Source organism: Microbacterium sp. GCM10027623 (assembly GCF_042666935.1).
Taxonomy (GTDB): domain Bacteria; phylum Actinomycetota; class Actinomycetes; order Actinomycetales; family Microbacteriaceae; genus Microbacterium.
Map to the genome: position 1 here is coordinate 490,327 of NZ_JBHTHE010000003.1, position 26,189 is coordinate 516,515.

A 26,189-nucleotide genomic window follows, 5' to 3' on the forward strand; every position below is an offset into this window, starting at 1 on the left:
CCAGCGCGGCGGGCGCGCAGCGCTGCGCGTGTCGCGCGAGTTGACCGCGGCGGAGGAGGGTGGGAAGATTCTCGCGGGCCCCGTAAACGGATATTGAACCCACGGTGAACTCTTCGTTCGTCACGCCGGACTCCCGGCATCCCCTCCTGGCAATCCCAACGAAAGAGACCGGTGGAAACCGCAGCCCTCGTCGTCGTGCTGGTCATCGCACTGGCGCTCTTCTTCGACTTCACCAACGGATTCCACGACACCGCCAACGCGATGGCGACGCCGATCGCGACCGGCGCGCTCAAGCCCAAGACCGCCGTGCTGCTGGCGGCACTGCTGAATCTCGTCGGCGCGTTCCTGTCCACGGAGGTCGCCAAGACGGTCTCCGGCGGCATCGTCAACGAGGGAGACATTCCGCACGACCTGCTCCCGCAGCTGATCTTCGCCGGACTCATCGGCGCGATCACCTGGAACATGCTCACCTGGCTGCTGGGGCTTCCCTCCAGCTCATCGCATGCTCTGTTCGGCGGCCTGATCGGCGCGACCCTCGTGGGCTTCGGCGTCGCGGGCATCAACTTCGGCGTCGTGCTCTCGAAGGTCGTGCTGCCGGCCCTGATCGCCCCGCTCACGGCCGGGCTCATCGCCTTCGCGGCCACGAAGGTGGCCTACGGCATCACTCGCCGGTACGACGGCAAGCCCGACGGGCGCTCCGGGTTCCGCTGGGGGCAGATCTTCACCTCCTCGATGGTGGCTCTCGCCCACGGCACCAATGACGCGCAGAAGACCATGGGTGTCATCACTCTCGCCCTGATCACCGTCGGCTGGCAGACCGGAGACCCGGGCAGCGAGGACTTCCACAACCCCGAGTTCTGGGTGATCGTCGCGTGCGCCTTCACGATCGCGCTGGGCACCTACCTCGGCGGATGGCGGATCATCCGCACGTTGGGCAAGGGCCTCACCGAGGTCAAGCCCGCGCAGGGCTTCGCCGCGGAGAGCTCGACGGCCGCCACGATCCTCGCCTCCAGCGCCTTGGGATTCGCGCTGTCCACCACACAGGTCGCCTCGGGGTCGGTGATCGGCTCCGGTCTGGGCCGCCGCGGTTCGGTGGTGCGCTGGCGCACGGCGGGGCGCATCGCGATCGGCTGGCTGCTCACCCTTCCCGCTGCCGGAGCGGTCGGCGCGTTCGCCGCGCTGTTCGTGATGTGGTTCGGCGGCTGGGGCGTCGCGATAGACGCGGTGCTCGCGCTCGCCGTCATCATCGGACTGTACCTGCGCTCCCGCAAGAACGCCGTCAACTCGGCGAATGCGATGAGCGATGTCGCCGAGTCCGGTCACGTCGTCGACCTGCCCGATGTTCCCGGTCCGACCCGCCGTACCAGCCGGATCGAGCTGATGCGGGCCCTCGAGAGGGCCGAGCGCAAGGCAGACGAGGCCGAGCGGGCGGCGCGCCGCGCGAAGAAGCTCAAGAAGGCGGGCGGGACCCCGAGCGAGATCAAGGCGGCACGCAAGGCCGCGGACCGCGCGGCGCGGAAGTACGCGGAGGCCGAGAAGGCGAGCCAGGAGTGGGAGGAGCTCAGCGCCAGCCGTCGCGCGCGAGCGAAGCTCGCCGAATGGGATATCGCGGTCGATGACCAGGAGGCTGCACGATGAGCGTCGTGATCGATTGGGGTGCGTTCCTCAGCGTGTTCGTCGTCGCCTTCATCGGCGCCGTCGCGGTCGTCTCGCTCTACGCACTCGGACTGCGCATGCTGGTGCGCGCCGGACGCGTCCCCGTCGTCACGCCGGCCGAGTTCACCGACGCCATCACGGTGCTCTCCGAGAAGGAGATCAGGCATGCGGCGAAGCAGGCGGCCAAAGCGGCCAAGAAGAACCCGCTGACCACCGCGCAGAGGCAGCTGGCCTTCGTCGCCGCGATCGCCTGCTTCGTGCTCTGCGGGGCGGCCGTGCTCGGTGGCATCCTGATCATCGTCATCAATCACTGAGGCGGGCTCGGTCGTGGAAGGGCTCGGTCTCGGTTGACGGCGCAGGCCGGAATCCGGATGATGTCGTATCCCGGCCGTAGGCTGGGCGCATGATCGACCCGCCCGTGTTCGGACGCCATCAGCCCGCGTCGCACACGATCATCCATCTCAGCGACCCGCATCTCCTCGCCCACGGCGCCAGGCACGCCGGCGGCTCCGACAGCGAGAGCAACCTGGCGCACACGCTCGACACCGTGCGCCGGGTGCATCCGCACCCGTCCGCGATCGTCATCACCGGCGACCTGACGGATTTCGGCGAGCCCGACGCGTACCGCCGGCTCCGCGCCCTGATCGAACCGGTCGCAGCGGATCTCGGCTGCCCGATCGTGTGGGTCGCAGGCAACCATGACGAGCGTGCGGCGCTGCGCGTCGGACTGCTGGATGCTCCCGCGACGGAGGAACCGGTCACCGGTGTGTGGGACCTGGAGGGTCTGCGTCTCATCGCACTGGACTCCAGTGTGCCGGGCTGGCATCACGGCGACATCGACGAGGCGCAGCGGTCCTGGCTCGCGCAACAGCTGCAGCACCCGGCACCGCACGGCACGCTGATCGCGATGCACCACCCCCCGCTTCCCGCGCACCTGCCGCTGTTCGACATCCTCGAGCTGCGCCACCAGGACGAACTGGCCGAGGTCATCCGCGGTACCGACGTCCGTGGCATCCTCGCGGGGCACCTGCACTACTCGTCGTCCGGCATGTTCGCCGGTGTCCCGGTGAGCGTGGCATCCTCGACCTGCTACACGATGAATCTCGGCCGTCCTGCTCTGGAGGTCAACGGAATGGACGCCGCACAGGCGTTCCAGCTGGTGCACGTGCGCCCCGATGTCATCACCCATACGGTGGTCCCCGTCGCGGATGCGCCGACGGGGGACTACTTCAGCGAGGAGTGGACGCGGGCGATGGCCCGATTGTCGCCCCAGGAGCGGTTGGAGGCCTTCTCCAGGAAGCGGCCGAGGCCGCAGGCGTAGACTGGCAGCATCCCCCCATCCCACCCGCCACTACCCACAAGGACGTGACATGGCCGCTGACGCGCCTGCCCAGACCCGCATAGAGACCGACTCGATCGGCAGCCTCGAGATCCCCGCAGACGCCTACTACGGCGTGCACACCCTGCGCGCCGAGCACAACTTCCCGATCACCAAGCGGCCGATCTCGGTGTACCCGGACCTGGTACGCGGGCTGGCCATGGTCAAGCAGGCCAGCGCGCGCGCCAACAAGGAGATCGGGGTGCTGGATGCCGAGCGGGCCGACCTGATCGATCACGCCTCGCAGCGCATCATCGACGGCGAGTTCCACGATCAGTTCACGGTCGGCGTGATCCAGGGCGGTGCCGGTACCTCGACGAACATGAACGCGAACGAGGTCATCACCAACGTCGCGCTCGAGATGGCCGGGCGGCAGAAGGGCGACTACGCGTACCTGTCGCCGATCGATCACACCAACCGGAGCCAGTCGACCAACGACGTGTACCCGACTGCGGTGAAGATCGGACTCTCCCTCAACCTCCTCTCGCTGCTCGACGAGCTCGACCTGCTGCGGCGGTCCTTCCTGTCCAAGGCGGACGAGTTCCACGACATCCTCAAGGTCGGGCGCACCCAGCTGCAGGACGCCGTGCCGATGACCCTCGGCCAGGAGTTCCACGGCTTCGCCACGACTCTGGGCGAGGACCACAGCCGCCTGACCGAGAACGCGTCGCTGCTCACCGAGATCAACATGGGCGCCACGGCGATCGGCACCGGCATCACCACGCACGCCGACTACGCACCGACCGTGCTGCGTCATCTCCGCGAGATCAGCGGACTCGATCTCAGCACGGCAGGCGACCTGGTCGAGGCCACCAGCGACACCGGCGCCTTCATGTCCTTCTCGTCCTCGCTGAAGCGCAACGCGATCAAGCTCTCCAAGATCTGCAACGACCTGCGCCTGCTGTCCTCGGGCCCGCAGGCGGGTCTCGGCGAGATCAACCTGCCCGCGATGCAGGCCGGCTCCAGCATCATGCCGGGCAAGGTGAACCCCGTCATCCCGGAGGCCGTCAACCAGGTGGCGTTCGCCGTCGCCGGTGCCGACGTCACCGTGACCATGGCGGTGGAGGGCGGGCAGCTGCAGCTGAACGCGTTCGAGCCCGTGATCGCGCACTCGATCTTCCAGTCGATCACGTGGATGCGCCAGGCGATGTGGACGCTGCGGGTCAACTGCGTCGATGGCATCACCGCGAACCGTGAACGACTCGGTGCGATGGTCGGCGCCTCCGTGGGCGTCGTCACGGCTCTGACACCGTTCATCGGGTACGCGGCCTCCGCCGCACTCGCGAAGGCGGCGCTGCTGACCAACCGCAACATCGCCGACCTGGTGGTCGAGGCCGGGCTGATGTCCCGCGAAGAGGTCATGAAGCAGATCTCACCCGCGCGGCTGTCGGGCTTGGAGACGATCACCTCGGCGATTCCGGTGATCGCCGCCGAGGATCTTCCGCAGAACTGACCACGGCGGGCACATCGCAGCCCCCTCACGGACGCCGAAGGCGAGCCGGGAGGGGGCTGCTCGGTCGGCGGGGGCGCCTCGGCGGCCGGATCAGTTCAGGATGCGGCAGTGCGTGGTCAGCTCGCCGATCCCGTCGATGCCCACCGTCACCGTCGAACGGTCGCGCAAGAAGATCTGCGGGTCGCGGGAGTACCCCGCACCACCCGGGCTGCCGGTGGAGATCAGTGTGCCGGGCAGGAGCGTCACCGATGTGGACAGGTGCGCGATGAGCGTGGCGACGTCGCGGACCATGTGCCCGGTGGTCGAGTCCTGCACGGTGTGCCCGTCGACGACGGTCCAGATGTGCAGCGCCTGCGGATCGGGGATCTCGTCGGCGGTGACCACGACCGGGCCGGTGGGCGTGAAGCCGTCGAACGACTTGCAGCGGCTCCACTGCGCCTCGGCGAACTGGATGTCGCGGGCGGTGATGTCGTTCACGACGGTGTATCCCCAGACGGCGTTCAGCGCGTCATCGACGGAGACGTCCTTCGCCGGGCTCCCGATGATGACGCCGAGCTCGGCTTCGTAGTCGATGGATTCGCTGAGCGTGCGCGGCCAGGAGGTGGTGTGCTCGTGGCCCGTCAGCGAGTTGGGCCAGAGCGTGAAGACGGTCGGTGCCGCGTCGGTCTTCAGTCCGAGCTCGCTGGAGTGGGCGGAGTAGTTGAGGCCGACCGCGAGTACCGCGGGCGGGTCGACGATGGCGGACCCGAAGGAGAAGTCCGCGACAGGATGCCGAGGGGCCCCGTTCGCGGCGAACGCGCGGCGCACGTCGTCGAGCAGCTCGTCGCCGCCGGCGATGAGCTGCTGAAGAGTCTGGGGTCCGGGGGAGACGAGGTCACTGACGAGCACCGCCTCATCCCCGTCGATGACGGCGAGATGAAGGTTTTCGGAGTCGTGAGCGCTCAGGTGGGCAAACCGCATGTCCTCTACGGTACCGGCCGCGGCGGGTGGCGGAGCAGAGGCTCCCTCTAGGCTTTCCCTATGAGCTTTGGAGGACAGCCCCCGCGGTACGGCGAGCCACCGCGGCCGGTGTACGGTCAGCCGCCGACACCCGTCTACGGTCAGCCGCCGCATCCAGTCCGCGGGCAGGACGCGCGCACGCCGGCGGCGCAGTCCGCCGCCGGGCCCGCAGCGGTCTTCGCCGGTTCCTCGGCAGGGGCCCCGGCGACCTCACCGCTGCCCGCGCCGCAGCCGGTGACGCCCGCTGCGGCGATGCCCGCGCTCGCGATGCCGGTGCGCAAGGGACGCTCGGTCTCGATCTGGCTGTTCGGGGTGCTCGGGTTCGCGATGCTCGCGCTGATCGCGTACTTCGCCCGCTTCCTGGGCGCCGGCGCCTCGATCGTCGGGCTGCTGCTGGCTCTCGTACCGCTCGGCATCGTTCTCTTCGGCGTCCGACTGATCGACCGGTGGGAGCCCGAGCCCAGAAGCCTGGTGGTCTTCGCGCTGGCCTGGGGAGCGGTGGCGGCGGTCGGATTGTCGCTGCTGTTCGACCTGCTGCTCACGGTCGCCGCCGGCATCCGCAATCCGTTCTTCACCGGTGTCGTGCAGGCCCCGTTCATCGAGGAGGTCGCGAAGGGTCTCGGCGTGTTCCTGGTGTTCGTGATCGGCCGCCGCGCTTTCGACGGACCCGTGGACGGCGTGGTGTACGGGGCGCTGGTCGGTGCGGGGTTCGCATTCACCGAGAACATTCAGTACTTCGGGATCAGTCTCGTCACCGGCGGTGCGGGAGAGTTGACGCTGACCTTCATCCTGCGCGGGCTCGTATCGCCCTTCGCGCACGCGATGTTCACGGCGCTCACGGGCTTCGCGATCGGGGTCGTCGTGCGCCGCGGAGCGAACACCGCCGGCGCCCTCGGGGCCGGTGCCCTGGGCGCGCTCGGGGCAGTCGCTCTGCACGCGTTCTGGAACGGCTCCTCCCTGCTGGGCGACTTCACGGTGCTGTATCTGACGACCCAGGTGCCGCTCTTCGTCGTCTTCATCCTCGTGATCGTCGCGCTGCGACGTGAGGAGGCGCGTCTGACCCAGCGACGTCTGGGCGACTACGCGGCAGCCGGCTGGTTCACGCCGGAGGAGGTGGTGATGCTCGCCACCCCTGCCGGCCGCAGAGTCGGCCTGCAGTGGGCCGCCGCGCTCCCCGGCGATCGTCGCGCGCTGATGCGCTCCTTCATCAGGGATGCGGCGGCGCTCGCCGCGGTGCGACAGCGCGCGATCAACGGCCACGACGCGTACGCGGCCGCCGATGAGCAGGCGCTGCTCGCCAGGACCCGGGTCACGCGGGCGCAGCTGCTGGCGTACTGAGCCCCGAGGTTCGGGCTGACCTGCGCAAGGCCGACCTGACAGACTCAGCGCCCGGTGCTGCGGCGATGCCTGCTAGTCTCCCGGGCGCTGAGTTGGCCTACTGACAGGGTGCCTCCGACCCGCATGGAAGTCAAGAGTCGGATGGGATCCGGTCAGGAGCTCTCGACGATGACATCCAGCGCCACCTCGTCGCACGGGGTTCGCGCGAGATCCGCGAGGCGGCTGCCGCGCACGGAGTCCCCGGCCGCGTATCGAGGGTCGGTCGAGACGACGACCCGACCGACGCCGTTGACGAGTGTGACCTGCTGCCCGAGAGCGCTGAAACGGGGAATCAGCTCGCGTTCCACTTCGGAGACGAGCAGGTCCAGTCCCGCGACACCGAGGGGAGTCTCGCCGGAGAGGGCGGGCACGGCGATCGTGATGGTGTACTCGTCGCGGCAGAGGTAGTCGACGTACGGTCCGGCCACGTGCGGCAGACCGGTGCTCATCGGCACGCGATACCACTCGAGCTCGCGGTAGTCGATGTACTCCTTGTTCACGCTCTGCGACGCCAGGAGGAGCCGGCGCCTGTCCTCGCACTGCCACCAGGCGAGATGGCCGCGCGTGTCGGGAAGCAGACCGAGCGCGGCGATGAATCCCGCGCCGTGCACCCGCGCGCCCTGCAGGTCGAGGCTGCGCAGCGCGTACGGCTCCACAAGGGCATCCAATGCCGCGCGGCTCAGGTCGCCGCCTTCGAGGAGGGCGGCGACCTCCTCGGCACAGGGGGCCGCCCACTCCTGAAGGATGCGGATCGGGGCGCTGAAGTACTCCTCGACGATCTGCGCCGCGTCGGGCCGGGAGGTGATGGGAGTGATGCTCATCGCGGTCTCCTGTGCGTCGAGGGTCGTCATCCGGGAAGGGCAGAGTCCGAGAGCTCGCTCTGCAACCGGATCAGTTCGTCGATGACGTCGGCGACCATGGCCTCGGTGCGTCGTGCGGCGTCCTCCTGGTCACCGGATCGGACTGCCTTGATGATCCGGATGATGCCGCGGGCCTGTCGTGCGAGCCCCGGGGCATCGGGGGCGACGAGGCGCAGGTACGGCGAGAACTCGGCCTGCAGCTTCATCTGCTCACGGGTGAGCCGCGCCGACTGACTGAGCGCGACGAGCTCCACCTGGACGTCATCGAGCACGCGTCGCTGCTGTTCGGGCTCGAGATCGCCGATCGCCTCGAGTCGGTGCAACACGCGGTGGATCTCGCTGGGGTCCGCCCTGCGGGCCGCCAGTCGCACGGCCGCCGTCGAGATCGCGGCGTAGTGCACCCCTATGTCGCGCAGGGTTATCCGGGAGGTGCGGGCCAGTTCGGCGCGCGCGAATGCGAGGGGATCGGCATCGTCGGACACGAAGCTGCCGCCGTTGCGTCCACGTCGGGTGACGATGAGGCCGCGGCCGCGGACGGCGAGGAGTCCCTCGCGCACCGTGACGGGCGCCACGCCGAGGCTGCGCGCGAGTTCCGACTCCGCCGGAAGTCGCTCGCCGGCCCGCAGGTGGCCGCGCTGGATCGCGTCCACCAGTCTCCGCTCGACCAGCTCCGCGCGACCCTCGTCCCCGATGGGCTGGAACAGCGCGCCCTGCAGGCGATTCGGTGAGACAGGCGCAGAGGCGTCGACCGATGGCTCGTCGGACCGCAGCCCCGGCGACGACATCAGTGAATCCATGTGTGGATTCTCGCACGGCATCCACCATGCCCGTGCGAGCTTCAGCGCCTCTCGCCGGTCCGCGCGCATCGCGGACGACGCGCCGACCGGCGCGTCGGAGAGTTCGCGCTCAGCGGAGTCATCACGTTGACCTGTGCGCGCGGGTCGGGGTTTGATGTATTCATGACTGATCGCACAAAGCCCGAGTTCGACGCCCCCACCGGACCCGCCCCCACCGAGCTCGTCAGCCGCGACATCATCGTCGGAGACGGCGATGAGGCGAAGCCCGGCGACACCGTCACCGTGCACTACGCCGGTGTCGAGCACGACTCCGGCGAGGAGTTCGACTCGTCCTGGGGTCGCGGTGAGACGATCCAGTTCCCGCTGCGCGGCCTGATCCAGGGCTGGCAGGACGGCATCCCCGGCATGAAGGTCGGCGGACGCCGAGAGCTCACCATCCCTCCGCACCTCGCGTACGGTCCCGCCGGTTCCGGCCACTTCCTCTCCGGCAAGACCCTGATCTTCATCATCGACCTGGTCGCCGTCGGCTGATCCGACAGCATCCGAGCCTGGCCTCCGTCCGCGATCGCGCGGGCGGAGGCCTTTCGCATTCTTCAGCGGAAACCCGGGAATAGATTCACGCGCATAGAAGTTCTCGTCCTCTGATGCCGCGAGAACGCGGCCACCTGAACTGAGGAGAAACCACATGTCGATCGAGATCCCCGGCTACCGCCCCGGCACCTGGGTCCTGGACCCGTCGCACAGCGAGGTCACCTTCAGCGTCCGCCACATGATGATCTCCAAGGTGCGCGGCACGTTCGGCATGAAGGAGGCGACGCTCGTCGCCCCCGAGAACCCGCTGGAGGCTCAGGTCGAGGCGAAGGTCGACGTGACCTCCATCGACACGCAGGACGAGAACCGCGACGCGCACCTGCGCTCGGCTGACTTCTTCGACGCCGAGACCTTCCCGACCATGGAGTTCGCGTCCACCGGCGCCCGCATCGAGAACGGCGACTTCTTCGTCGACGGAGACCTGACGATCCGCGGCATCACCAAGCCGGTCAGCTTCGAGTTCGAGTTCGGCGGCTTCGGCAAGGATCCCTACGGCAACTACAAGGCCGGTGCGTCGGCGAAGACCGTGATCAACCGCGAGGACTTCGGCCTGACGTGGAACGCGGCGCTCGAGACCGGCGGTGTGCTCGTCGGCAAGGAGATCACCATCGGCCTCGACCTGCAGGGCGCGCTGCAGGCCTGAATCTTCGCCGCTCCTGAGCCCCGCGGCTCGACGCTCTCCGCGTCAGGCCGTGGGGTTCAGTGCGTCGTAGCCGCGGAAGCGCGGATTGAGCCGCGACAGCATCGCCGCCACGCCGATGACGAGGAAGCCCCCCAGCAGCGGCGGGAACCACAGACTCGTCAGCGTGGCCAGCGCGCCCGCGTACAGCGCACCGATCCGCGGACCGCCGGCCACGACGATGATGAAGATCCCCTGCAGCCGACCGCGCATGGTGTCCGGCACGGCAGCCTGCATCATTGTGTTGCGGTAGATCGAACTCACATTGTCCGCCGCTCCGGACAGCGCCAGTGCGACGCACGCGGCGACGATGAGCGCGATGTGCGGTGCGTCCTCGGATGCGGTGGGCAGGAAGACGCCCAAGAGCAGCACGATGCCGAACAGCGCGATCGCGGCGCCGTAGGCCTGCACGGCGCGCACGATGCCCTGCCCGTGCCAGCGGTAGTGCACGATCCTGCCCGAGAACAGGCTGCAGGCGAAGGTCCCCACCGCGACCGCGGCGGTGAGGATGCCGGTGGTGATCGCTCCGCCGCCGAGCAGCACGGTGCCGAGCGCCGGAAAGAGGGCGAGCGGCTGGCCGAAGGTCATCGCCGTGACGTCGAGCAGATACTGCATCCGGATGTTCCCGGCGCGTCTCAGGAACCGCCACCCGTCGACGAGGGAGGCCAGGCCGGGGCGCACGATCGTGCCCTCGGGTCGCAGCGCGGGCAGCGTCCACAGGCCGAGGAACATCGAGAGCATGAGGATGACGTCGATCGTGTACGTCCAGCCGAAGCCCGTGAGGGCGACGAGCATGCCGGCCACCGCCGGGCCGACCATCACTGTGAGCCCGAAGGAGATGCCGTTCAGGGCGGATGCCGCGGCGAGCTGATCCAGGGGGATCAGGCGGGGGACGATCGCGGTGCGGGTGGCCATCCCCACGGAGTTCGCCGCGGCGATGGTCATGCTCAGTGCGTACAGCCACCAGATCGATTCCGCGTGCGTCCACGTCAGGGCGGCGAGCAGGGCGGTGGCGGCGAAGGCGATCGTGGCGGAGACGAGTGCGAGCCGGCGTCGGTCGAAGGCGTCCGCCAGCATCCCGCCGTACAGCCCGGCGAGGATCATCGGCAGCAGGCCCGCGACGGCGATCATCGACACCGCGAAGGTGCTGCCGGTCAGGTCGAACACGTGCAGCATGACGGTGACGACGGTCAGCTGTCCGCCGATCCCGGACAGGGCCGACCCGATCCACATCCGCGCGAAGGCGGGGCTCGTCCGGAACGGGGTGAGGTCGATGAGGAGACCGCGGGAGAACTGCACCAGATGAGGCTATCCGGCTCGGTGCCCGACCGGGCGCAGAGGGTGCGGGAAGGCTGGTAAGCTGTTGAGGTTGCCGTTTGATCGGCCGCGGATGAAGAGAGCCCACGTATCAGGCGTCGGGCGCCGCGCAACAAGCAGAGAGGGGATCGAATCTATGGCACTGGAAGCAGACGTCAAGAAGGCGATCATCGAAGAGTACGCGACGCACCCCGGTGACACCGGATCCCCCGAGGTGCAGGTCGCGATGCTGACGCAGCGCATCAAGGACCTCACCGAGCACCTCAAGGAACACAAGCACGACCACCACTCGCGTCGTGGGCTGTTCCTGCTCGTCGGTCAGCGTCGTCGCCTGCTGGGTTACCTGCAGGACATCGACATCAGCCGTTACCGCTCGCTCATCGAGCGTCTCGGCCTGCGTCGCTAATCGCACCAGCGTTCAATCGCGCAGAACATTCTTGAGAAGGCCGCCCACGGTGTGGGCGGCCTTCGTCGTTCCCGGCAGCGCTGAGGCGCGAGAAACCATTTTCAGCGTGAGACTCACGTGCGCACGTGGTTTCTCATGTCGGACGTGATGCCTCACTGCGGGATTTTCCCGCTGGAACGTGCGCAAGGGGCTTCGGCGCCGGTGGTGCCGGCGCACCGTGAGATCGGTCGCTACGCCGACGCACCGACGAGGTCGGGGTGATGGATGGCTGCCACTTCGGGATGGGCCCGCAGACGTGACTTCAGGGCGTTCTCGCCGTACAGGCTGTGGATCGGGTTGCCGGGGTCGTCCGTCACCCCGCGCGCCTGTGACGCGAGCTCGGGCGGCAGATCGATCAACGGCAGCTGCGTGTCCAGAGCCGGGTTGAAGAAGAACGGGATCGACAGGCGATCGTCCGGCGCCTTCGGCGAGATCACGCGATGGTTCGTGGCCTTGAGATAGCCGCCCGTGGCGTACTCCAGCAGCTCGCCGATGTTCACGACGAACGCGTCCTCCACCGGTGGGGCATCCACCCACTGCCCGTCGCGCTCGACCTGCAGGCCGCCGCGTCCGGGCTCCACCCACAGCAGAGTCAGCACGCCGCTGTCCTTGTGCGCGCCCACGCCCTGCTGGGGGAGCGGCTCATCGGTGCCGGGATAGCGGACGATCTTGATCAGAGTGGACGGTTCACCGAAATGATCATCGAAGTAGCTCTCCTCCGCGCCCAGTGCGAGCGCCCACGCGCGCAGCAGACGACGGGAGATCGCAGACAGTGCGGCGTGCCATTCCGCGACCACCTCGCGCAGCTCGGGCTGCGCGGCCGGCCAGAGGTTCGGCCCGATCAGCCGGGTGTACGCGGGGCCGCCGGAGACGGACTCGCGCTCCGGACCGATGTCGATCTGCTCGCGCCAGTCGACCGCACCGCGCGTGCGCTCGCCGCCGACACGCGTGTAGCCCCGGAAGTGCGGGCTCTTCACGTTCTCGATCGCGAGCTTGTCGGATTCGGGGAGCGCGAAGAAGGCCCGGGCGGCGCGATGCAGCCGCTGCTCCAATTCGGGCGGTATGCCGGTGCCGGTCAGATAGAAGAAGCCCACGTCACGGGTCGCGGTGCGCAGGTCGTCGCGGAAGCGCTCCGCCTCGTCCTGCCCCCGGTCGAGGCGGGAGAGGTCGAGGATCGGGAGAGAGATCTGCCATGCATCGACGGTATGCGCGCGATCCGCGGGTGGCCAGGTTTGTTGCGTGGGGTTACCCGGATGTACAGTCGTTAGGTAAGGCACTCCTTACCCACACCTTCGGCTCTCGGAGTATCCGCCTGTGATCGCCACCTTCCTCATCGGCCTGCGAGAAGGCCTCGAAGCGGCGCTCGTCGTCGGCATCCTGGTCGCCTACCTCCGCCGGATCGGGCGAGAGGACGTGCTGCCGCGGATGTGGGCCGGCATCGGCCTCGCCGTCGCACTGGCACTGGGGATCGGTGCGATCCTCACCTTCGGCTCGTACGCGCTGACCTCTCAGGCCCAGGAGATCCTCGGCGGAACGTTCTCGCTGCTGGCCGTCGGCATGGTCACGTGGATGATCTTCTGGATGCAGAAGACCGGGCGCAGCATGAAGACCACGCTGCAGGGCGGCATCGACCGCGCGCTGGAGCACGGCAGCGTGTGGGCGCTGGTCGTGGTGGGGTTCGTGTCGGTCGCCCGCGAGGGGATCGAGACGACACTGCTGCTGTGGTCGATGTCGCAGACCTTCGGCACGGACCCCTCGGTGCTGCTGGGCGCGGCGGGTGGCCTCGTCGTCGCCGTCGTCGCCGGATGGCTGCTGGCGCGCGGGGCACTCCGCCTCGATCTCGGCCGCTTCTTCACCTGGACGGGCGGATTCCTCGTCATCGTCGCGGCAGGGGTGCTCGCCTACGCGGTCATGGACTTGCAGGAGGCCGGTGTCCTCCCCGGTCCGTTCAGCGCCGCGGCACCCGTCGACGCGGTGACCGGTGTGGTGCTGACGGGGTGGGCGGGGTTCCCGTTCGGCTGGGCCTTCGACGTGAGCGCTGTGATCGCCCCGGCCGGTGTCTGGGCCGTCCTGCTTCAGGCGGTCGTGGGCTTCATGCCCCACATGACCTGGCTGCAGGTGATCGCCTGGAGCATCTACATCGTCGTCGTCGGCGTCTTCTTCCTGCGCGGAGCGCACCGCGCCCGTCCCCGCCCTCAGCGCGAGCCCGCAGACGCGGCCTTGCATCCGTCGTCCCTCACCCCTACGTCTCCGGGAGCCCCATGACCAACGCAGTCCGTCCCCTCTCCTTCGCCGCGGCGATCGCCGTCGCGGCCGTCGCTCTCACCGGATGCGTGGCGAAGACCAGCGCCGACCCGTCGGCGACGTTCACCGTCACGTCGACCGACGACACCTGCACCGTCTCGGCCGACACCGCGAGCAGCGGCACCCTCACCTTCGACATCGCCAACAGCGGCGATCAGATCACCGAGTTCTACCTGCTGGCCTCGGACGGCCTGCGCATCGTCGGAGAGGTCGAGAACATCGCCCCCGCAGCGTCGCGCACACTGACGGTCGTGGCCCAGCCCGGCGACTACTTCACCGTGTGCAAGCCGGGGATGGTCGGCGAGGGGGTCGGGAGGGCGGCGTTCGCGGTCAGCGGCGACAAGGTGGCCATCGATGGACCGGACGCGGAGCAGAAGCAGAAGGCGGTCGATCTGTACGCCGCCTTCGTCAAGGATCAGGTCGGCAGCCTGGTGCCCGCCGTCGAAGGCCTCGTCGCGGCGTACACCGCGGGTGACGACGAGAAGGCTCGCCAGCTGTTCCCGGCGGCCCGCACCTACTATGAGCGCATCGAACCGGTGGCCGAGGCGCTCGGCGACCTCGACCCCCGGATCGATTTCCGTGAGGTGGATGCGGTCGCAGAGGGTCTGGACTGGACCGGCTTCCACCGCATCGAGAAGGACCTCTGGGTTCCGGCGAAGGACGCCCTGAACGCCGACGGCGCGACGCCGGCCTGGCAGGACTGGTCGCCGTCCACGACCGAGGAACGCGGTGAGTTCGGCGACCTGCTGATCGCCGATGTGCAGGAACTCTACGACTACGTGCACTCCAAGGACTTCACCTCGGCGCTGAACGACCAGGGGATCGCCGGCATCTCCAACGGTGCCGTCGCCCTGCTCGATGAGGTGGCCACGGGCAAGATCACGGGCGAGGAGGACTGGTGGTCCCGCACCGACCTGTACGACTTCGCCGCCAACGTCGAGGGCTCCAGGATGGCGTTCTCGCTGGTCAGCGACTTCGTCGCCGCCAAGGGCGACGACGGGGCCGCACTGGTGAAGCAGATCGCGGCCGGCTACGACGACCTGGACGCGGCGCTCGCCGCGCATGGCTCACTGGCGTCCGGGTTCGTCCCGTTCACCGAGCTGACGGACGAGGACAAGCGCGGACTGGTCGATCTGATCAATGCCCTGGCGGAGCCGCTGTCCCGACTCACCGGCACGGCGCTCTCCTGACGCTCGCAGTCCGATGAGCGATGACACCACGGCCCCGCACCCGCGCACGCGCACGGGTCTGAGCAGGCGCGGGCTGCTCGGGCTCGCCGGAGGAGGAGCCGCCGCTCTCGTTGCCGCCGGTGCAGGCGGCTTCGCGCTGAGTGCGACGCGGCCGCCCGAGTCGTCGGCCCCCGACAGCCACCCGTTCTTCGGGACTCATCAGGCGGGAATCGTCACCCCCGTGCAGGAGCATCTGCACTTCGCCGCGTTCGACATGATGCCGCGCAGCGGCCGGGACGATCTCATCGAGCTGCTGCAGGACTGGAGCTACGCGGCCGCCCGCATGACTCAGGGGCTCGAGGTCAGCGCGACCGGGGCCGTCGGAGGCACGGCGGAGACGCCGCCGGACGACACCGGCGAGGCGCTCGGACTGCCGGCGAGCGCGCTGACGATCACGTTCGGCTTCGGGCCGACGCTCTTCGAGAACGAGGACGGCGACCGCTACGGCATCCGTGCGCAGCGCCCGACTCGTCTGCAACGGCTGCCGTCCTTCCTCGGCGACGACCTCGATCCGGCGCAGTCGGACGGCGACCTGTGCATCCAGGTCTGTGCGGACGACCCGCAGGTCGCCGTGCACGCTGTGCGCAACCTCAGCCGGATCGCGTTCGGCCGTGCGAAGCTGCGCTGGTCGCAGCTCGGCTTCGGCAAGACCTCGCGCACGACCTCCGAGCAGGCGACACCGAGGAACCTGTTCGGTTTCAAGGACGGCACCGCGAACATCCTCGCCGACGATGCGAAGGCCCTCGCAGCCGACGTCTGGGTGGCGGACGACGACGATCCCACCTGGCTCGCGGGCGGCACCTATCTCGTCGCCCGCAAGATCGCGATGCTGATCGAGACGTGGGATCGGGTGCAGCTGGGCGAGCAGGAGCGCATCTTCGGGCGCGACAAGGGCGAGGGCGCGCCGCTGTCCGGTGGCACGGAGATGACGCGGCCGAAGCTGTCCGGACTCGACGAGCGCAGCCACGTGCGTCTCGCGCATCCCGACGCCAACGGCGGGATCCGCATCCTCCGCCGGGGATTCAACTACGTCGGCGGGAACAACGCGCTGGGCCGGCTGGACGCCGGTCTCTTCTTCCTCTCGTACCAGCGCGACCCGCGGCAGTTCGTCTCGCTGCAGCGCAAGCTCTCCTCCGACCTGCTGGCCGAGTACATCCGGCACGTCGGCTCCGGAGTCTGGGCGATTCCCGCAGGCGCCTCCGAGGGCTCCTACGTCGGAGCCGCGCTGTTCGCCTGAGCATCCCGCACCGGCTCAGCTGCGGCGCGATCCCGTCGGGTCGTTGCGGTGGTCGGCACCGGATGCCAGGGCCGCGTCGTCGAACATCCAGCGGGGCCGGGGCTCGATCAGCGGCCGGAAGAGGCGACGCACCGGCTTGGAGGCGAGCGCGAATGCGACGAGCACCGCGAAGAGGGTGATCAGCGGCAGCCACAGCCACGTCGGGTCCAGGCCGCGCAGCACGCCGGACTCGCGGAACGGGTAGAGCACGAAGGAGTGCAGCAGGTACACGTACATCGTGTACTGGCCGAGCGTGGTCCAGCGCTGGGTCCGGCGCGGCATGAGCACGAGGAAGCACGCGCTCAGCAGCAGGGCCAGGGCCATCAGGCACAGACGGATGCCGCCCGCCCACCACTCGTCGGCGGCGAGGCCCGCATACGAATCGTCGTAGAAGAACCAGTACCGCAGCTCCACGGCATCCCACGTCGGCAGCCAGCGCCAGCACACGAACGCCCAGCCGCCGAGCACTGCGACGGCGCTCGCGCGCAGCCACCACGGCCGGAAATCGATCAGCTGGAAGCGGCGCACCACGTCCCGTTCGCGCAGCCACCAGCCCAGGGTGAAGAAGAACAGCAGACCCAGGGTGCGCGACAGCGAGAAGGTGCTGTCGACGTTGTCGAGGTAGCCGACTCCGATCGAGATCGCGAGCGCCCACGCCAGCGGCCACCGCAGGATGGCCAGGTAGGGCAGCACCAGGCGGAAGATCCCCAGCGCGAGGAGGAACCACAGCGTCCACGACGGCTGGGTGAGGTTCGGGTCCGCGCGGCCCTCCACGAGCCATTTCGTCAGGGTCCAGAGACCCTCGAAGATCACGTACGGCACGACGATGTCCGTGATGATCCGCGCCATCTGCTTCCTGGTGGGGCTGGAGGCCTTGGAGAAGTACCCGGAGATGATGGCGAACGCGGGCATGTGGAACGCGTAGACCCACAGATAGAAGGCGTACGAGATGTCGGAGTCGTAGATGAGACGCTGGATGCCGTGACCGAGCACCACGAGCACGATGCAGGCGAAGCGGGCGTTGTCCCAGAACGGAACCCGCCGACGCGGGCGGGGGATCGCGCCCGTCGAACCGGTGGGCGGATGCTGCACGGCACTGCTCATCATCCGAGGCTACCCGCCGGGAATAAGTTTGCGGTGGAGGCGTTGCACCAACTACATTCAAATGAATACAAGGGGATGTCACGGCATCCCGAGCGGAGAAGATCATGGACGCACAGAGCAGCGACCGGTCCGGCATGCAGTTCGGCCTCATGTCGGTCAGTGACATCACACAGGACCCGACCACCGGCGTCACGCCCAGCGAGCGGGAGCGCATCCAGGCCGCGGTCACCATGGCGAAGCACGCCGAGGATGCGGGACTGGACGTCTTCGCCATCGGCGAGCACCACAATCCGCCGTTCTTCTCGTCGAGCCCCACGACTCTGCTGGCCTACATCGCCGCGCAGACCGAGCGGCTGATCGTCTCGACGTCCACGACGCTGATCACCACCAACGATCCGGTGCGCATCGCGGAGGAGTACGCGATGCTGCAGCACCTCTCCGGCGGCCGGATGGACCTGATGATGGGCCGCGGCAACACCGGCCCTGTCTACCCGTGGTTTGGCAAGGACATCCGCCAGGGCCTGCCTCTGGCGATCGAGAGCTACGCGCTGCTGCACGAGCTGTGGACCAAGGACGTCGTCGACTGGGACGGCAAGTTCCGCACCCCGCTGCAGGGATTCACCGCCACCCCGCGTCCGCTGGACGGCGTCGCGCCGTTCGTCTGGCACGGATCGATCCGCACCCCCGAGATCGCCGAGCAGGCCGCATACTACGGCGACGGCTTCTTCGCGAACAACATCTTCTGGCCCAAGGAGCACTACCAGCGCCTGATCGAGCTGTACCGTCAGCGCTGGTCGCACTACGGCCACGGCGCCCCGGAGACGGCGATCGTGGGGCTCGGCGGCCAGGCCTTCATCCGCCCGAAGTCGCAGGACGCCGTCAACGAGTTCCGGCCGTACTTCGACAACGCGCCGGTCTACGGCCACGGCCCCTCGATGGAGGACTTCACCGAGATGACGCCGCTGACCGTCGGATCCCCGCAGCAGGTCATCGACCGCTACGCCGCCATGCGCGACACCTTCGGCGACTACCAGCGTCAGCTGTTCCTCGTGGATCACGCGGGGCTGCCGCTGAAGACCGTGCTCGAGCAGATCGACCTGCTCGGCAGCGAGGTCGTGCCCGTTCTGCGCAAGGAGCTCGCGCAGAACCGCGCGCCCGAGGCACCGGACGCGCCCACCCATGCGGCCCGGGTACGCGCCGTATACGGCGATGGGCCCGCCCGCGAGGCACGCCCCGGTGCGAACCGCGGCGACAACCTCACCGCGGGATCGCCCTACCAGGACGCGCCGGCTCCCGCCGGTGCGGCGTTCGGACTGACCCGGACGGAGGCGTGAGATGAGCGAGCGCCGTATCGCCGTGATCTCCTCCGGACTGTCGAACCCGTCCTCGACGCGGATGCTGGCGGACCGCCTGCTCGCCGAGACGGTGAAGGCCCTGCGTGAGCGGGGCATCGAGGTGCAGGCCGATGTGATCGAGCTGCGCGACCTCGCGCACGACATCACGAACAACCTGCTCACCGGCTTCGCGCCCGCGCCCCTCGAGGAGGCGATCAACCGGGTGGTCTCGGCGGATGCACTCATCGCCGTCACCCCGATCTTCTCGACCAGTTATGCGGGATTGTTCAAGTCGTTCATCGACGTGCTGGACCCGGACGCGCTCACCGGGAAGCCCGTGCTGCTGGGTGCGAACGCCGGCACGGCGCGGCACTCGCTCGCGATCGACTACGCGATCCGCCCGCTGTTCACGTACCTGCACGCGGAACCCGTCTCCACCGGCGTCTTCGCCGCATCGAGCGACTGGGGCGCGAACGCCGACGAGGTGGCGCCGTTGAGTGCTCGCGTGGAGCGCGGTGCGCGCGAGCTCGCGGACGCGATCGCCCGCCGCGACGCGGTGACGGATGCCGACCCGTTCGACCCCGACACCTACCTCGGCAAGGGGCGCTCGTTCGGCCACCTGCTCGGCGGTCTCGCGGGGGAGTGACGAAAGACCCCCGGCGGGGGAGGATGGACCCATGGACATCGCCATCGCCGGGGGCACCGGGGTCATCGGATCGCACGTGGTCCGCGTCGCTCAGGAGCGCGGCCATGCCGTGCGCGTGCTGAGCAGGGGCTCGGGGATCGACGTGCAGGCGGGAGTCGGCCTCGAGAACGCGCTCGGGGGAGCCGATGCGGTCATCGACGTGCTGAACATCACCACCACGGACGCGGACAAGGCGGCGGAGTTCTTCCGTCGCACCACGGCGAACCTCCTCTCCGGGCAGCGGCGGGACGGAACGGGCCATCACATCGCGCTGTCGATCGTCGGCGTGGATCGAGCACCGTACGGCTACTACGCGGGCAAGCTCGCCCAGGAGGCCGCGGTGCAGGAGGGCGAGGTCCCGTGGACGATCCTGCGTGCGACGCAGTTCCATGACTTCGCGGCGCAGATGTACGCGCGGGCGGCCATCGGCCCGATTCACCTCGCGGTGCGCATGCGCACCAGGCCCGTCGACGCGCGCGAACTCGCCATCCGTCTGGTGGAGCTCGCCGAGCGCCCTGCGCAGGGACGTGCGAAGGACATCGCCGGACCGCGCGAGGAGGACCTCGCCGAGATGATGCGGGCCTGGGCGCGCCACCGCGGGAGAAGGGGATGGATGCCGAAGCTGGGCCTTCCCGGACGATTCGGGCGGGCGATGCGCTCGGGCGCGCTGCTGCCGCAGGACGATGCCGACCACGGAACGACGACGTTCGCAGAATGGCTCTCGGCCCAACCCGAGAGATGAGTTGAGCCGAGAGCAGGTGGATGCGGACGGGCGTCAGCCGCTCTTGCGGCGGAACTCGCGCTTCATCTGAGGGGCGTTGGTCGCGTGCACGGCCGAATCGCCGTTGAGGTGCGATTCACCGGCCCGGCTCTTCGAGTTCTTCCGGTCGAGCGCTTCCTTGAACTTGCGCTTCATCTCCTCGGGGGAGACTGCCTTGTCTTCGCTCATGTCGGTCAGCCTAGTCGCTCGGTGGGAGCGCGTCGATTGCAGAGGCACTGCTAGGCTGGCATCGGATGCCTGTGGCATCCGCCAACTTCATATCGACGTAGTACGGAGCGGTCGGCTGAGAAGCTGGTCCCCTGTGGTGGGTTCCTCGTCGCGCACGGCGCCGGGTGGTCTTCTACTGGTGGCCAGTGCTGGCGACATTCGCGGGAGTGCCCGCGCGCCTATATCTGCCCGCATCCGCTCCTTCGCGAGAACTCGCCCGTCATACGGACGCGCGAGCCTAAACAAAGAAGGAGAGACCTCTTGGAAGGTCCTGAAATCACTGCCGCCGAAGCCGTCCTCGACAACGGACGCTTCGGAACCCGCACCGTCCGCTTCGAGACCGGCCGCCTCGCCCAGCAGGCGCAGGGCGCCGTCGCCGCCTACCTCGACGACGAGACGATGATCCTGTCGGCCACCAGCGCGGGCAAGCACCCGCGCGAGGGCTTCGACTTCTTCCCGCTGACGGTCGACGTCGAGGAGCGGTCCTATGCCGCGGGCAAGATCCCCGGTTCGTTCTTCCGTCGTGAGGGCCGCCCCTCCACCGAGGCGATCCTGGTGTGCCGTCTGATCGACCGTCCGCTGCGTCCGTCGTTCGTCGACGGTCTGCGCAACGAGGTCCAGATCGTCATCACCGTGCTCTCCATCGCTCCCGGCGAGTACTACGACGCACTGGCCATCAACGCCGCATCCGCGTCCACCCAGATCTCCGGTCTGCCGTTCTCGGGCCCGATCGCCGGTGTCCGCCTCGCGCTGATCCCGGGTCACGGCGAGCACGCCGACCAGTGGGTGGCGTTCCCGAACCAGGCTCAGGTCGAAGAGGCGGTGTTCGACCTGATGGTCGCCGGCCGCGTCGTCAAGAAGGCCGACGGTTCGGAAGACGTCGCGATCATGATGGTCGAGGCCGAGGCCACCGAGAACAGCTGGAACCTCATCAAGGCCGGAGCCGTCAAGCCCAGCGAGGAGATCGTCGCCGGTGGCCTGGAGGCTGCCAAGCCGTTCCTCAAGAAGCTCGTCGAGGCTCAGGCCGAGATGGCTCAGCACTCGTCGAAGGAGCCCGGCGTCTACCCGGTCTTCCCGGCGTATGAGCAGGCCACGTACGACTTCGTGTCGGCATCCGCGTCGGCAGACCTCGAGAAGGTCTACCAGATCGCCGACAAGGTCGAGCGTCAGAACGCCGACGACGAGGTCAAGGACCGCGTCAAGACCGAGGTCGCCGCCGCCATCGAGGCGGGCACGCTCCCGGCAACCGCCGCGGGTGAGGTCTCCGGTGCCTACAAGTCGGTCACCAAGAACATCGTCCGCGGACGAATCCTCTCCGAGGGCGTGCGCATGGACGGCCGTGGCCTGGCGGACATCCGTCCGCTGGACGCAGAGGTGCAGGTCATCCCGCGCGTGCACGGCTCGGCGATCTTCCAGCGCGGTGAGACCCAGATCATGGGCGTCACCACGCTGAACATGCTCAAGATGGAGCAGCAGATCGACTCGCTGTCGCCGGTGACGCACAAGCGGTACATGCACCACTACAACTTCCCGCCGTACTCCACCGGTGAGACCGGTCGCGTCGGTTCGCCGAAGCGTCGCGAGATCGGGCACGGCTTCCTCGCCGAGCGCGCGCTCGTGCCGGTGCTGCCCACCCGCGAGGAGTTCCCCTACGCGATCCGTCAGGTGTCCGAGGCGCTCAGCTCCAACGGCTCCACCTCGATGGGCTCCGTCTGCGCCTCGACACTGTCGCTGCTGAACGCCGGTGTGCCGCTGCGCGCACCGGTCGCCGGCATCGCCATGGGCCTGGTGTCCGACGAGGTCGACGGCGAGACCCGCTACGCGGCGCTCACCGACATCCTGGGTGCCGAGGACGCGTTGGGCGACATGGACTTCAAGGTCGCGGGCACCAGCGAGTTCATCACGGCGATCCAGCTGGACACCAAGCTCGACGGCATCCCGTCGTCGGTGCTGGCGGGCGCCCTCACCCAGGCTCGCGAGGCGCGTCTGACGATCCTCAACGTGCTGAACGCCGCAATCGACGCTCCCGACGAGATGGCGCCCACCGCTCCCCGCGTCATCAGCGTGCAGATCCCGGTCGACAAGATCGGCGAGCTGATCGGCCCGAAGGGCAAGACGATCAACGCGATCCAGGACGAGACCGGCGCTCAGATCTCCATCGAGGAGGACGGCACCGTCTACATCGGAGCTGTCGACGGCCCGTCGGCCGAGGCCGCCCGTGCCCAGGTCAACGCGATCGCCAACCCCACCAACCCGGAGGTCGGCGAGCAGTTCCTCGGCACCGTCGTGAAGATCGCCACGTTCGGCGCCTTCGTCTCGCTGCTGCCGGGCAAGGACGGACTGCTGCACGTCACCGAGGTGCGCAAGCTCGCCGGTGGCAAGCGCGTCGAGAACGTCGATGACGTCCTCTCCGTCGGCCAGAAGATCCTCGTGAAGATCACGAAGATCGACGACCGCGGCAAGCTGTCGCTCGAGCCCGTGCTCGACGACGCGGCCGCGGAGGGCGAGACGGCTCCGGAGAGCACCGAAGCGTGATCCGGAGGATGCCGCTTCGGCTGCATCCATGACGAAGACCCGGGCTCCTGCAGCGGATTGCAGGAGCCCGGGTCTTGTCGTATCCGATGTGACCGGATCGTTACGAGAAGTTCACCTCCGCACGGTCGTCGTGGACATCGCGGTGCAGGACGTCGCTTAGCCTGTGAGTACGCACCGGGGGGTGCGCTGCATCACGGATCGAGGGTCCGCGGGGGTGGGAGATGAGGATATTCGGTATCGGCACAGCCGATCAGCCGTCGCGTGCCGACACGTCCGTCGACGACCATCCCTCCGCGCCGATCCCCGTCATCGGTCCCGGCGTCGGCGAGAGCATCCGCGTCTCCCTCGGCGAGACCGGCTTCCGCATCTTCCCGATCATGCTGGGAGCCGCCGAGTTCGGTTGGAACGTCGATCAGCAGACCAGCCATGCGCTGCTGGACCGCTATCTCGAATTCGGCGGCAACGCGGTGCACACTGCGGACGGCTTCTCGGGAGGCCGGAGCGAGCACATCATCGGCCGGTGGCTGCAGTCCAACGGACGACGTGAGCAGATCGTGCTGAGCGCACGCATCGGCTCGCACGCCGACAACCCCGGGCTCGGATCGGTCAACCTCGTGCGTGCGGTGGAGGGCTCGCTCACCCGACTCGGCGTCGATCGCATCGACGTGCTCTACCTGGATGCGTCGCTCGATGAGAGCACCGACCTCGAGGACACCCTCGCGACGGTGGAGTGGCTGCGTGAGGCCGGGAAGATCTCCGCGGTCGGTGCGTTCCGCTTCGCACCGGAGCGACTCGTGGAGGCGCGGATCCTGGCGGCGGCGGGTTACCCGCGACTGGAGGTGCTCGACGAGCCCTACAACCTCGTGCGACGCGATGACTTCGAAGGCGACCTGCGCCTGGTCGCCGCCGCACAGAGTCTGGCCGTCACTCCATCGCACGCCCTGGAGCACGGCTTCCTGTCCGGGCGGCACCGCACCAAGAGCTCCGCGGTGGGCGTGCGCGGACAGCAGATGCGCAGTCATCTGAATCGGCGCGGAATACGCGTTCTGCGGGCTCTGGACCTGATCGCCGATGAGCTCGCGGTCCCTGTCGCGGCCGTGTCGATGGCGTGGCTGCTCGCGCAGCGCACGGTCGTGGCGCCGATCGTCAACGCCTTCGCCGTGGAGCACGTCGACGAGCTCGTGCAGGGCGCCGGAATCACACTCTCCCGCACTCAGATCGCCGAGCTCGCCCGCGCCAGTGAGTGATCCGCATCTTCCGGGCCCGAGCGTCGTACGCGTGTCCTAAGCTGGAAGAGCCCCGGCGCGGTGGCATGAAGTGAGCAGGGTTGTGACGCATTACATTTATCTGGTCAGGCACGGTGAGCACGTCGACGCCGAGCACGGCATCGACGACGGACCGCTCTCACCTCGAGGTCAGCGTCAGGCGGAACTCATCGCAGACCGGCTCTCGGGCCTTCCGCTCGACGCCGTCTGGCATTCCCCGCTGCTGCGCGCAGCCGAGACCGCACGAGCGATCGCGGCGCGACTTCCCTCCGTGGACCCGGTGCCGTCGGCGCTGCTGTTCGACTGCGTCCCCAGCGGGATGACCGAGGACACCCCGAGCGTCTACGAGCCGTTCTTCGGTTCGATCAGCGACGCGGAGATCGAAGCAGGCGCCGCACAGATGTCGGATGCGGTGGGGGAGTTCCTCCGTCGACGCAACGGCGACGTCCACGAGGTGCTCATCACGCACAACTTCGTGATCTCCTGGTTCGTGCGCGAGGTGCTGGGGGCGCCGGACTGGCGGTGGATGACTCTCAACCAGGCGCACTGCGGTCTGAGCGTGATCGCACAGAAGCAGGGTCGCCCCTGGACTCTGATGAACCACAACGACCTCGGCCACCTGCCGATGGAGCTGCGCACCGGTCTGCCGGACGCGCTCACGGTCTGAGCGGCACCACGACCGGCGACACTCGGCGAACCGGGTCGAGCGGCGAATCTAGACTGGAAGCATGACCACTCAGGTTGCCCTCGTCGGCGGAACAGGCAAGCTCGGCCACATCATCCACAGGGTGATCGATGAGCTCGAGGGGTTCGAGGTGCGCAGGGTGCTCGGATCCGGCAGCGATCTCGCCGAACTCGACGGCGCGGATCTGGTGGTCGACGCGTCGGTGCCGGCCGTGAGCATCGACGTGGTCCGAGCGTCGATCGACCGCGGTATCAACGTGCTCGTCGGCACCTCGGGATGGTCGCAGGAGCGCATCGCCCTGGTGCGCCCCCTGGTGACCGCAGCGGAGACGGGAGCGGTGTTCATCCCGAACTTCTCCCTGGGCTCCGCACTCGGCACCGCACTGGCGGCCGCGGCAGCGCCGTTCTTCCCCTTCGCCGAGATCGTCGAGTCGCATCGGGACACCAAGATCGATTCGCCCAGCGGCACCGCCGTGCGCACCGCCGAGCTGATGGCGGACGCGCGTGAGCAGCACGGACCCTTCGCCGCGCCGCACGGCGATCAGCGCGCCAGGGGACAGCAGGTGGCCGGCGTCCCCGTGCACTCGCTGCGCCGTCCGGGGGTGATCGCCCGTCAGGAGGCGATTCTGTCGGGCGCGGGCGAATCGCTGTCGATCGTGCACGACACCATGGACTCCGCCGCCGCCTACGCACCCGGGATCCGGCTGGCGCTGCCCTTCGCGCGCGACGCACGGGGCATCGTCGTCGGACTGGAGAACATCATCGACATCGGCATCGGGGCGCGGTCGTGAGCTCCCGGATCAGCGTCGTCGTCATGGGCGCCGCACTGCTGCTGTACATCGTCATCGCGGTGTGGCTCGGGGTGATGTTCTTCGCCGTGGGCACCCCGGCGGCGGTGGGCATGGGCATCGCGCTGGTGATCATCGCGCCCATCGGCGCGTGGGCACTGGTGCGCGAACTGATGTTCGGCTTCGCGGCCGAGCGGCTCGGCAGCATCCTCGACGGCGAGGGCGGGATGCCGCCGGCGCCGGCGGAGCTGACACCGAGCGGGCGCGTGCGCCGTGAAGACGCGGATCCGCTTGTCGGCTCCTACACGGCGGCCGCCGATGAGGCGACGGGCGACTGGCGCGCCCGCTACCGGCTCGGGGTGGTCCAGGACGCCGCCGGACGGCGGAAGGATGCCAGGGCCAGCATCCGCGAGGCGATCCGGCTCTCGCGCATCCGGCCCTGACT

Annotated in this window: 26 protein-coding genes; 19 read left to right on the top strand and 7 right to left on the bottom strand. The window is 68.6% G+C overall.

What is annotated here, in order from left to right; all coding sequences use genetic code 11:
- Positions 1 to 171 precede the first annotated feature (171 nt).
- From ACFQY2_RS14730 to ACFQY2_RS14745, 4 genes are all read left to right on the top strand, one after another.
- Positions 172 to 1,638: an anion permease gene (locus ACFQY2_RS14730; protein WP_378746681.1), complete on the top strand. Its 1,467-nt coding sequence runs from the start codon at positions 172 to 174 to the stop codon at positions 1,636 to 1,638.
- Complete coding sequence (locus ACFQY2_RS14735) at positions 1,635 to 1,970, top strand: peptidase (protein ID WP_378746683.1); 336 nt, start codon at positions 1,635 to 1,637, stop codon at positions 1,968 to 1,970. The genes ACFQY2_RS14730 and ACFQY2_RS14735 overlap by 4 nt, the downstream gene beginning before the upstream one ends.
- Positions 1,971 to 2,059: 89 nt before the next feature.
- The gene (locus ACFQY2_RS14740; protein ID WP_378746684.1) at positions 2,060 to 2,977 is read left to right on the top strand and encodes a phosphodiesterase; all 918 of its coding nucleotides are present in this window, start codon (positions 2,060 to 2,062) and stop codon (positions 2,975 to 2,977) included.
- A 49-nt stretch (positions 2,978 to 3,026) separates the two neighbouring features.
- A complete protein-coding gene (locus ACFQY2_RS14745; RefSeq protein WP_378746686.1) occupies positions 3,027 to 4,487 on the top strand; it encodes an aspartate ammonia-lyase in 1,461 nt (486 codons plus the stop codon).
- A gap of 90 nt (positions 4,488 to 4,577) precedes the next feature.
- Here ACFQY2_RS14745 and ACFQY2_RS14750 read toward each other — a convergent pair whose 3' ends face one another.
- On the bottom strand, positions 4,578 to 5,447 hold the full coding sequence (locus ACFQY2_RS14750) for a fumarylacetoacetate hydrolase family protein (RefSeq protein ID WP_378746687.1): 870 nt from the start codon (positions 5,445 to 5,447) through the stop codon (positions 4,578 to 4,580).
- A 60-nt stretch (positions 5,448 to 5,507) separates the two neighbouring features.
- On the opposite strand from ACFQY2_RS14750, the gene ACFQY2_RS14755 reads away from it, so the two are divergent.
- The gene (locus ACFQY2_RS14755) at positions 5,508 to 6,824 is read left to right on the top strand and encodes a PrsW family intramembrane metalloprotease (protein ID WP_378746689.1); all 1,317 of its coding nucleotides are present in this window, start codon (positions 5,508 to 5,510) and stop codon (positions 6,822 to 6,824) included.
- A 152-nt stretch (positions 6,825 to 6,976) separates the two neighbouring features.
- On the opposite strand, the gene ACFQY2_RS14760 is transcribed toward ACFQY2_RS14755, so the two are convergent.
- Positions 6,977 to 7,684 (bottom strand): cache domain-containing protein, encoded by a 708-nt coding sequence (locus ACFQY2_RS14760; RefSeq protein ID WP_378746690.1) that lies wholly within the window; start codon positions 7,682 to 7,684, stop codon positions 6,977 to 6,979.
- A 26-nt stretch (positions 7,685 to 7,710) separates the two neighbouring features.
- Positions 7,711 to 8,520, bottom strand: a complete 810-nt coding sequence (locus ACFQY2_RS14765; protein ID WP_378746691.1) for a FadR/GntR family transcriptional regulator — start codon at positions 8,518 to 8,520, stop codon at positions 7,711 to 7,713.
- Positions 8,521 to 8,682: 162 nt separating this feature from the next.
- Here ACFQY2_RS14765 and ACFQY2_RS14770 point away from each other — a divergent pair, with 162 nt between their 5' ends.
- Together ACFQY2_RS14770 and ACFQY2_RS14775 are read left to right on the top strand one after the other, a co-directional pair.
- Positions 8,683 to 9,051 (top strand): FKBP-type peptidyl-prolyl cis-trans isomerase, encoded by a 369-nt coding sequence (locus tag ACFQY2_RS14770; protein ID WP_378746693.1) that lies wholly within the window; start codon positions 8,683 to 8,685, stop codon positions 9,049 to 9,051.
- 154 nt (positions 9,052 to 9,205) lie between these two features.
- A complete protein-coding gene (locus ACFQY2_RS14775) occupies positions 9,206 to 9,754 on the top strand; it encodes a YceI family protein (protein WP_378746694.1) in 549 nt (182 codons plus the stop codon).
- A 42-nt stretch (positions 9,755 to 9,796) separates the two neighbouring features.
- On the opposite strand, the gene ACFQY2_RS14780 is transcribed toward ACFQY2_RS14775, so the two are convergent.
- Positions 9,797 to 11,089, bottom strand: coding sequence for an MFS transporter (locus tag ACFQY2_RS14780; protein ID WP_378746695.1), 1,293 nt, complete (start codon positions 11,087 to 11,089; stop codon positions 9,797 to 9,799).
- A 154-nt stretch (positions 11,090 to 11,243) separates the two neighbouring features.
- Between ACFQY2_RS14780 and rpsO the strand changes: the two genes are divergently transcribed.
- Positions 11,244 to 11,513 (top strand): 30S ribosomal protein S15, encoded by a 270-nt coding sequence (gene rpsO / locus ACFQY2_RS14785; protein ID WP_045276110.1) that lies wholly within the window; start codon positions 11,244 to 11,246, stop codon positions 11,511 to 11,513.
- 230 nt (positions 11,514 to 11,743) lie between these two features.
- Here the strand turns inward: rpsO and ACFQY2_RS14790 are convergent, their stop codons facing one another.
- Positions 11,744 to 12,739 (bottom strand): isopenicillin N synthase family dioxygenase, encoded by a 996-nt coding sequence (locus tag ACFQY2_RS14790; protein ID WP_378746807.1) that lies wholly within the window; start codon positions 12,737 to 12,739, stop codon positions 11,744 to 11,746.
- Positions 12,740 to 12,866: 127 nt separating this feature from the next.
- On the opposite strand from ACFQY2_RS14790, the gene efeU reads away from it, so the two are divergent.
- Genes efeU through efeB form a run of 3 tightly spaced genes read left to right on the top strand, consistent with a single transcriptional unit; the run spans position 12,867 to position 16,322 of the window.
- On the top strand, positions 12,867 to 13,817 hold the full coding sequence (efeU, locus tag ACFQY2_RS14795) for an iron uptake transporter permease EfeU (RefSeq protein WP_378746697.1): 951 nt from the start codon (positions 12,867 to 12,869) through the stop codon (positions 13,815 to 13,817).
- Complete coding sequence (efeO, locus tag ACFQY2_RS14800) at positions 13,814 to 15,046, top strand: iron uptake system protein EfeO (protein WP_378746698.1); 1,233 nt, start codon at positions 13,814 to 13,816, stop codon at positions 15,044 to 15,046. Before efeU ends, efeO begins: the two co-directional genes overlap by 4 nt.
- A 13-nt stretch (positions 15,047 to 15,059) precedes the next feature.
- Positions 15,060 to 16,322, top strand: a complete 1,263-nt coding sequence (efeB, locus tag ACFQY2_RS14805; protein ID WP_378746700.1) for an iron uptake transporter deferrochelatase/peroxidase subunit — start codon at positions 15,060 to 15,062, stop codon at positions 16,320 to 16,322.
- Between the two features lie 15 nt (positions 16,323 to 16,337).
- On the opposite strand, the gene ACFQY2_RS14810 is transcribed toward efeB, so the two are convergent.
- Positions 16,338 to 17,465, bottom strand: a complete 1,128-nt coding sequence (locus ACFQY2_RS14810) for an acyltransferase family protein (RefSeq protein ID WP_378746702.1) — start codon at positions 17,463 to 17,465, stop codon at positions 16,338 to 16,340.
- Between the two features lie 134 nt (positions 17,466 to 17,599).
- Between ACFQY2_RS14810 and ACFQY2_RS14815 the strand changes: the two genes are divergently transcribed.
- The 3 genes from ACFQY2_RS14815 to ACFQY2_RS14825 are packed head-to-tail and all read left to right on the top strand — an operon-like array spanning position 17,600 to position 20,226.
- Entirely contained in the window at positions 17,600 to 18,799 is a 1,200-nt protein-coding gene (locus ACFQY2_RS14815; protein ID WP_378746808.1) for an LLM class flavin-dependent oxidoreductase, read from the top strand.
- Between the two features lies 1 nt (position 18,800).
- A complete protein-coding gene (locus tag ACFQY2_RS14820) occupies positions 18,801 to 19,445 on the top strand; it encodes an FMN reductase (RefSeq protein ID WP_378746703.1) in 645 nt (214 codons plus the stop codon).
- A 31-nt stretch (positions 19,446 to 19,476) separates the two neighbouring features.
- Positions 19,477 to 20,226: an SDR family oxidoreductase gene (locus ACFQY2_RS14825; RefSeq protein ID WP_378746704.1), complete on the top strand. Its 750-nt coding sequence runs from the start codon at positions 19,477 to 19,479 to the stop codon at positions 20,224 to 20,226.
- A gap of 33 nt (positions 20,227 to 20,259) precedes the next feature.
- On the opposite strand, the gene ACFQY2_RS14830 is transcribed toward ACFQY2_RS14825, so the two are convergent.
- Positions 20,260 to 20,433 (bottom strand): DUF5302 domain-containing protein, encoded by a 174-nt coding sequence (locus tag ACFQY2_RS14830; protein WP_378746705.1) that lies wholly within the window; start codon positions 20,431 to 20,433, stop codon positions 20,260 to 20,262.
- A 300-nt stretch (positions 20,434 to 20,733) separates the two neighbouring features.
- On the opposite strand from ACFQY2_RS14830, the gene ACFQY2_RS14835 reads away from it, so the two are divergent.
- From ACFQY2_RS14835 to ACFQY2_RS14855, 5 genes are all read left to right on the top strand, one after another.
- A complete protein-coding gene (locus tag ACFQY2_RS14835) occupies positions 20,734 to 23,007 on the top strand; it encodes a polyribonucleotide nucleotidyltransferase (RefSeq protein ID WP_378746706.1) in 2,274 nt (757 codons plus the stop codon).
- A gap of 221 nt (positions 23,008 to 23,228) precedes the next feature.
- Complete coding sequence (locus ACFQY2_RS14840) at positions 23,229 to 24,254, top strand: aldo/keto reductase (RefSeq protein WP_378746707.1); 1,026 nt, start codon at positions 23,229 to 23,231, stop codon at positions 24,252 to 24,254.
- 82 nt (positions 24,255 to 24,336) lie between these two features.
- Complete coding sequence (locus ACFQY2_RS14845) at positions 24,337 to 24,939, top strand: histidine phosphatase family protein (RefSeq protein ID WP_378746708.1); 603 nt, start codon at positions 24,337 to 24,339, stop codon at positions 24,937 to 24,939.
- Positions 24,940 to 25,000: 61 nt separating this feature from the next.
- Positions 25,001 to 25,747 carry a 4-hydroxy-tetrahydrodipicolinate reductase gene (locus ACFQY2_RS14850; RefSeq protein ID WP_378746710.1) on the top strand — a complete coding sequence of 249 codons (747 nt, stop codon included), beginning with the start codon at positions 25,001 to 25,003 and terminating at the stop codon, positions 25,745 to 25,747.
- Entirely contained in the window at positions 25,744 to 26,187 is a 444-nt protein-coding gene (locus ACFQY2_RS14855) for a hypothetical protein (protein WP_378746711.1), read from the top strand. Before ACFQY2_RS14850 ends, ACFQY2_RS14855 begins: the two co-directional genes overlap by 4 nt.
- The last annotated feature ends 2 nt before the right edge of the window (positions 26,188 to 26,189 follow it).

What these genes read in the sequence shown, in the direction of transcription:
- ACFQY2_RS14850 (WP_378746710.1), top strand. Translation starts at nt 25,001, where the DNA reads ATGACCACTCAGGTTGCCCTCGTCGGCGGAACAGGCAAGCTCGGCCAC.
- ACFQY2_RS14775 (WP_378746694.1), top strand. Translation starts at nt 9,206, where the DNA reads ATGTCGATCGAGATCCCCGGCTACCGCCCCGGCACCTGGGTCCTGGAC.
- ACFQY2_RS14750 (WP_378746687.1), bottom strand. Translation starts at nt 5,447, where the DNA reads ATGCGGTTTGCCCACCTGAGCGCTCACGACTCCGAAAACCTTCATCTC.
- efeO (WP_378746698.1), top strand. Translation starts at nt 13,814, where the DNA reads ATGACCAACGCAGTCCGTCCCCTCTCCTTCGCCGCGGCGATCGCCGTC.
- ACFQY2_RS14840 (WP_378746707.1), top strand. Translation starts at nt 23,229, where the DNA reads ATGAGGATATTCGGTATCGGCACAGCCGATCAGCCGTCGCGTGCCGAC.
- ACFQY2_RS14740 (WP_378746684.1), top strand. Translation starts at nt 2,060, where the DNA reads ATGATCGACCCGCCCGTGTTCGGACGCCATCAGCCCGCGTCGCACACG.
- ACFQY2_RS14820 (WP_378746703.1), top strand. Translation starts at nt 18,801, where the DNA reads ATGAGCGAGCGCCGTATCGCCGTGATCTCCTCCGGACTGTCGAACCCG.
- ACFQY2_RS14770 (WP_378746693.1), top strand. Translation starts at nt 8,683, where the DNA reads ATGACTGATCGCACAAAGCCCGAGTTCGACGCCCCCACCGGACCCGCC.
- ACFQY2_RS14815 (WP_378746808.1), top strand. Translation starts at nt 17,600, where the DNA reads ATGCAGTTCGGCCTCATGTCGGTCAGTGACATCACACAGGACCCGACC.
- ACFQY2_RS14745 (WP_378746686.1), top strand. Translation starts at nt 3,027, where the DNA reads ATGGCCGCTGACGCGCCTGCCCAGACCCGCATAGAGACCGACTCGATC.
- efeB (WP_378746700.1), top strand. Translation starts at nt 15,060, where the DNA reads ATGAGCGATGACACCACGGCCCCGCACCCGCGCACGCGCACGGGTCTG.
- ACFQY2_RS14760 (WP_378746690.1), bottom strand. Translation starts at nt 7,684, where the DNA reads ATGAGCATCACTCCCATCACCTCCCGGCCCGACGCGGCGCAGATCGTC.
- ACFQY2_RS14765 (WP_378746691.1), bottom strand. Translation starts at nt 8,520, where the DNA reads ATGGATTCACTGATGTCGTCGCCGGGGCTGCGGTCCGACGAGCCATCG.
- ACFQY2_RS14825 (WP_378746704.1), top strand. Translation starts at nt 19,477, where the DNA reads ATGGACATCGCCATCGCCGGGGGCACCGGGGTCATCGGATCGCACGTG.
- ACFQY2_RS14735 (WP_378746683.1), top strand. Translation starts at nt 1,635, where the DNA reads ATGAGCGTCGTGATCGATTGGGGTGCGTTCCTCAGCGTGTTCGTCGTC.
- ACFQY2_RS14755 (WP_378746689.1), top strand. Translation starts at nt 5,508, where the DNA reads ATGAGCTTTGGAGGACAGCCCCCGCGGTACGGCGAGCCACCGCGGCCG.
- rpsO (WP_045276110.1), top strand. Translation starts at nt 11,244, where the DNA reads ATGGCACTGGAAGCAGACGTCAAGAAGGCGATCATCGAAGAGTACGCG.
- ACFQY2_RS14830 (WP_378746705.1), bottom strand. Translation starts at nt 20,433, where the DNA reads ATGAGCGAAGACAAGGCAGTCTCCCCCGAGGAGATGAAGCGCAAGTTC.
- ACFQY2_RS14810 (WP_378746702.1), bottom strand. Translation starts at nt 17,465, where the DNA reads ATGAGCAGTGCCGTGCAGCATCCGCCCACCGGTTCGACGGGCGCGATC.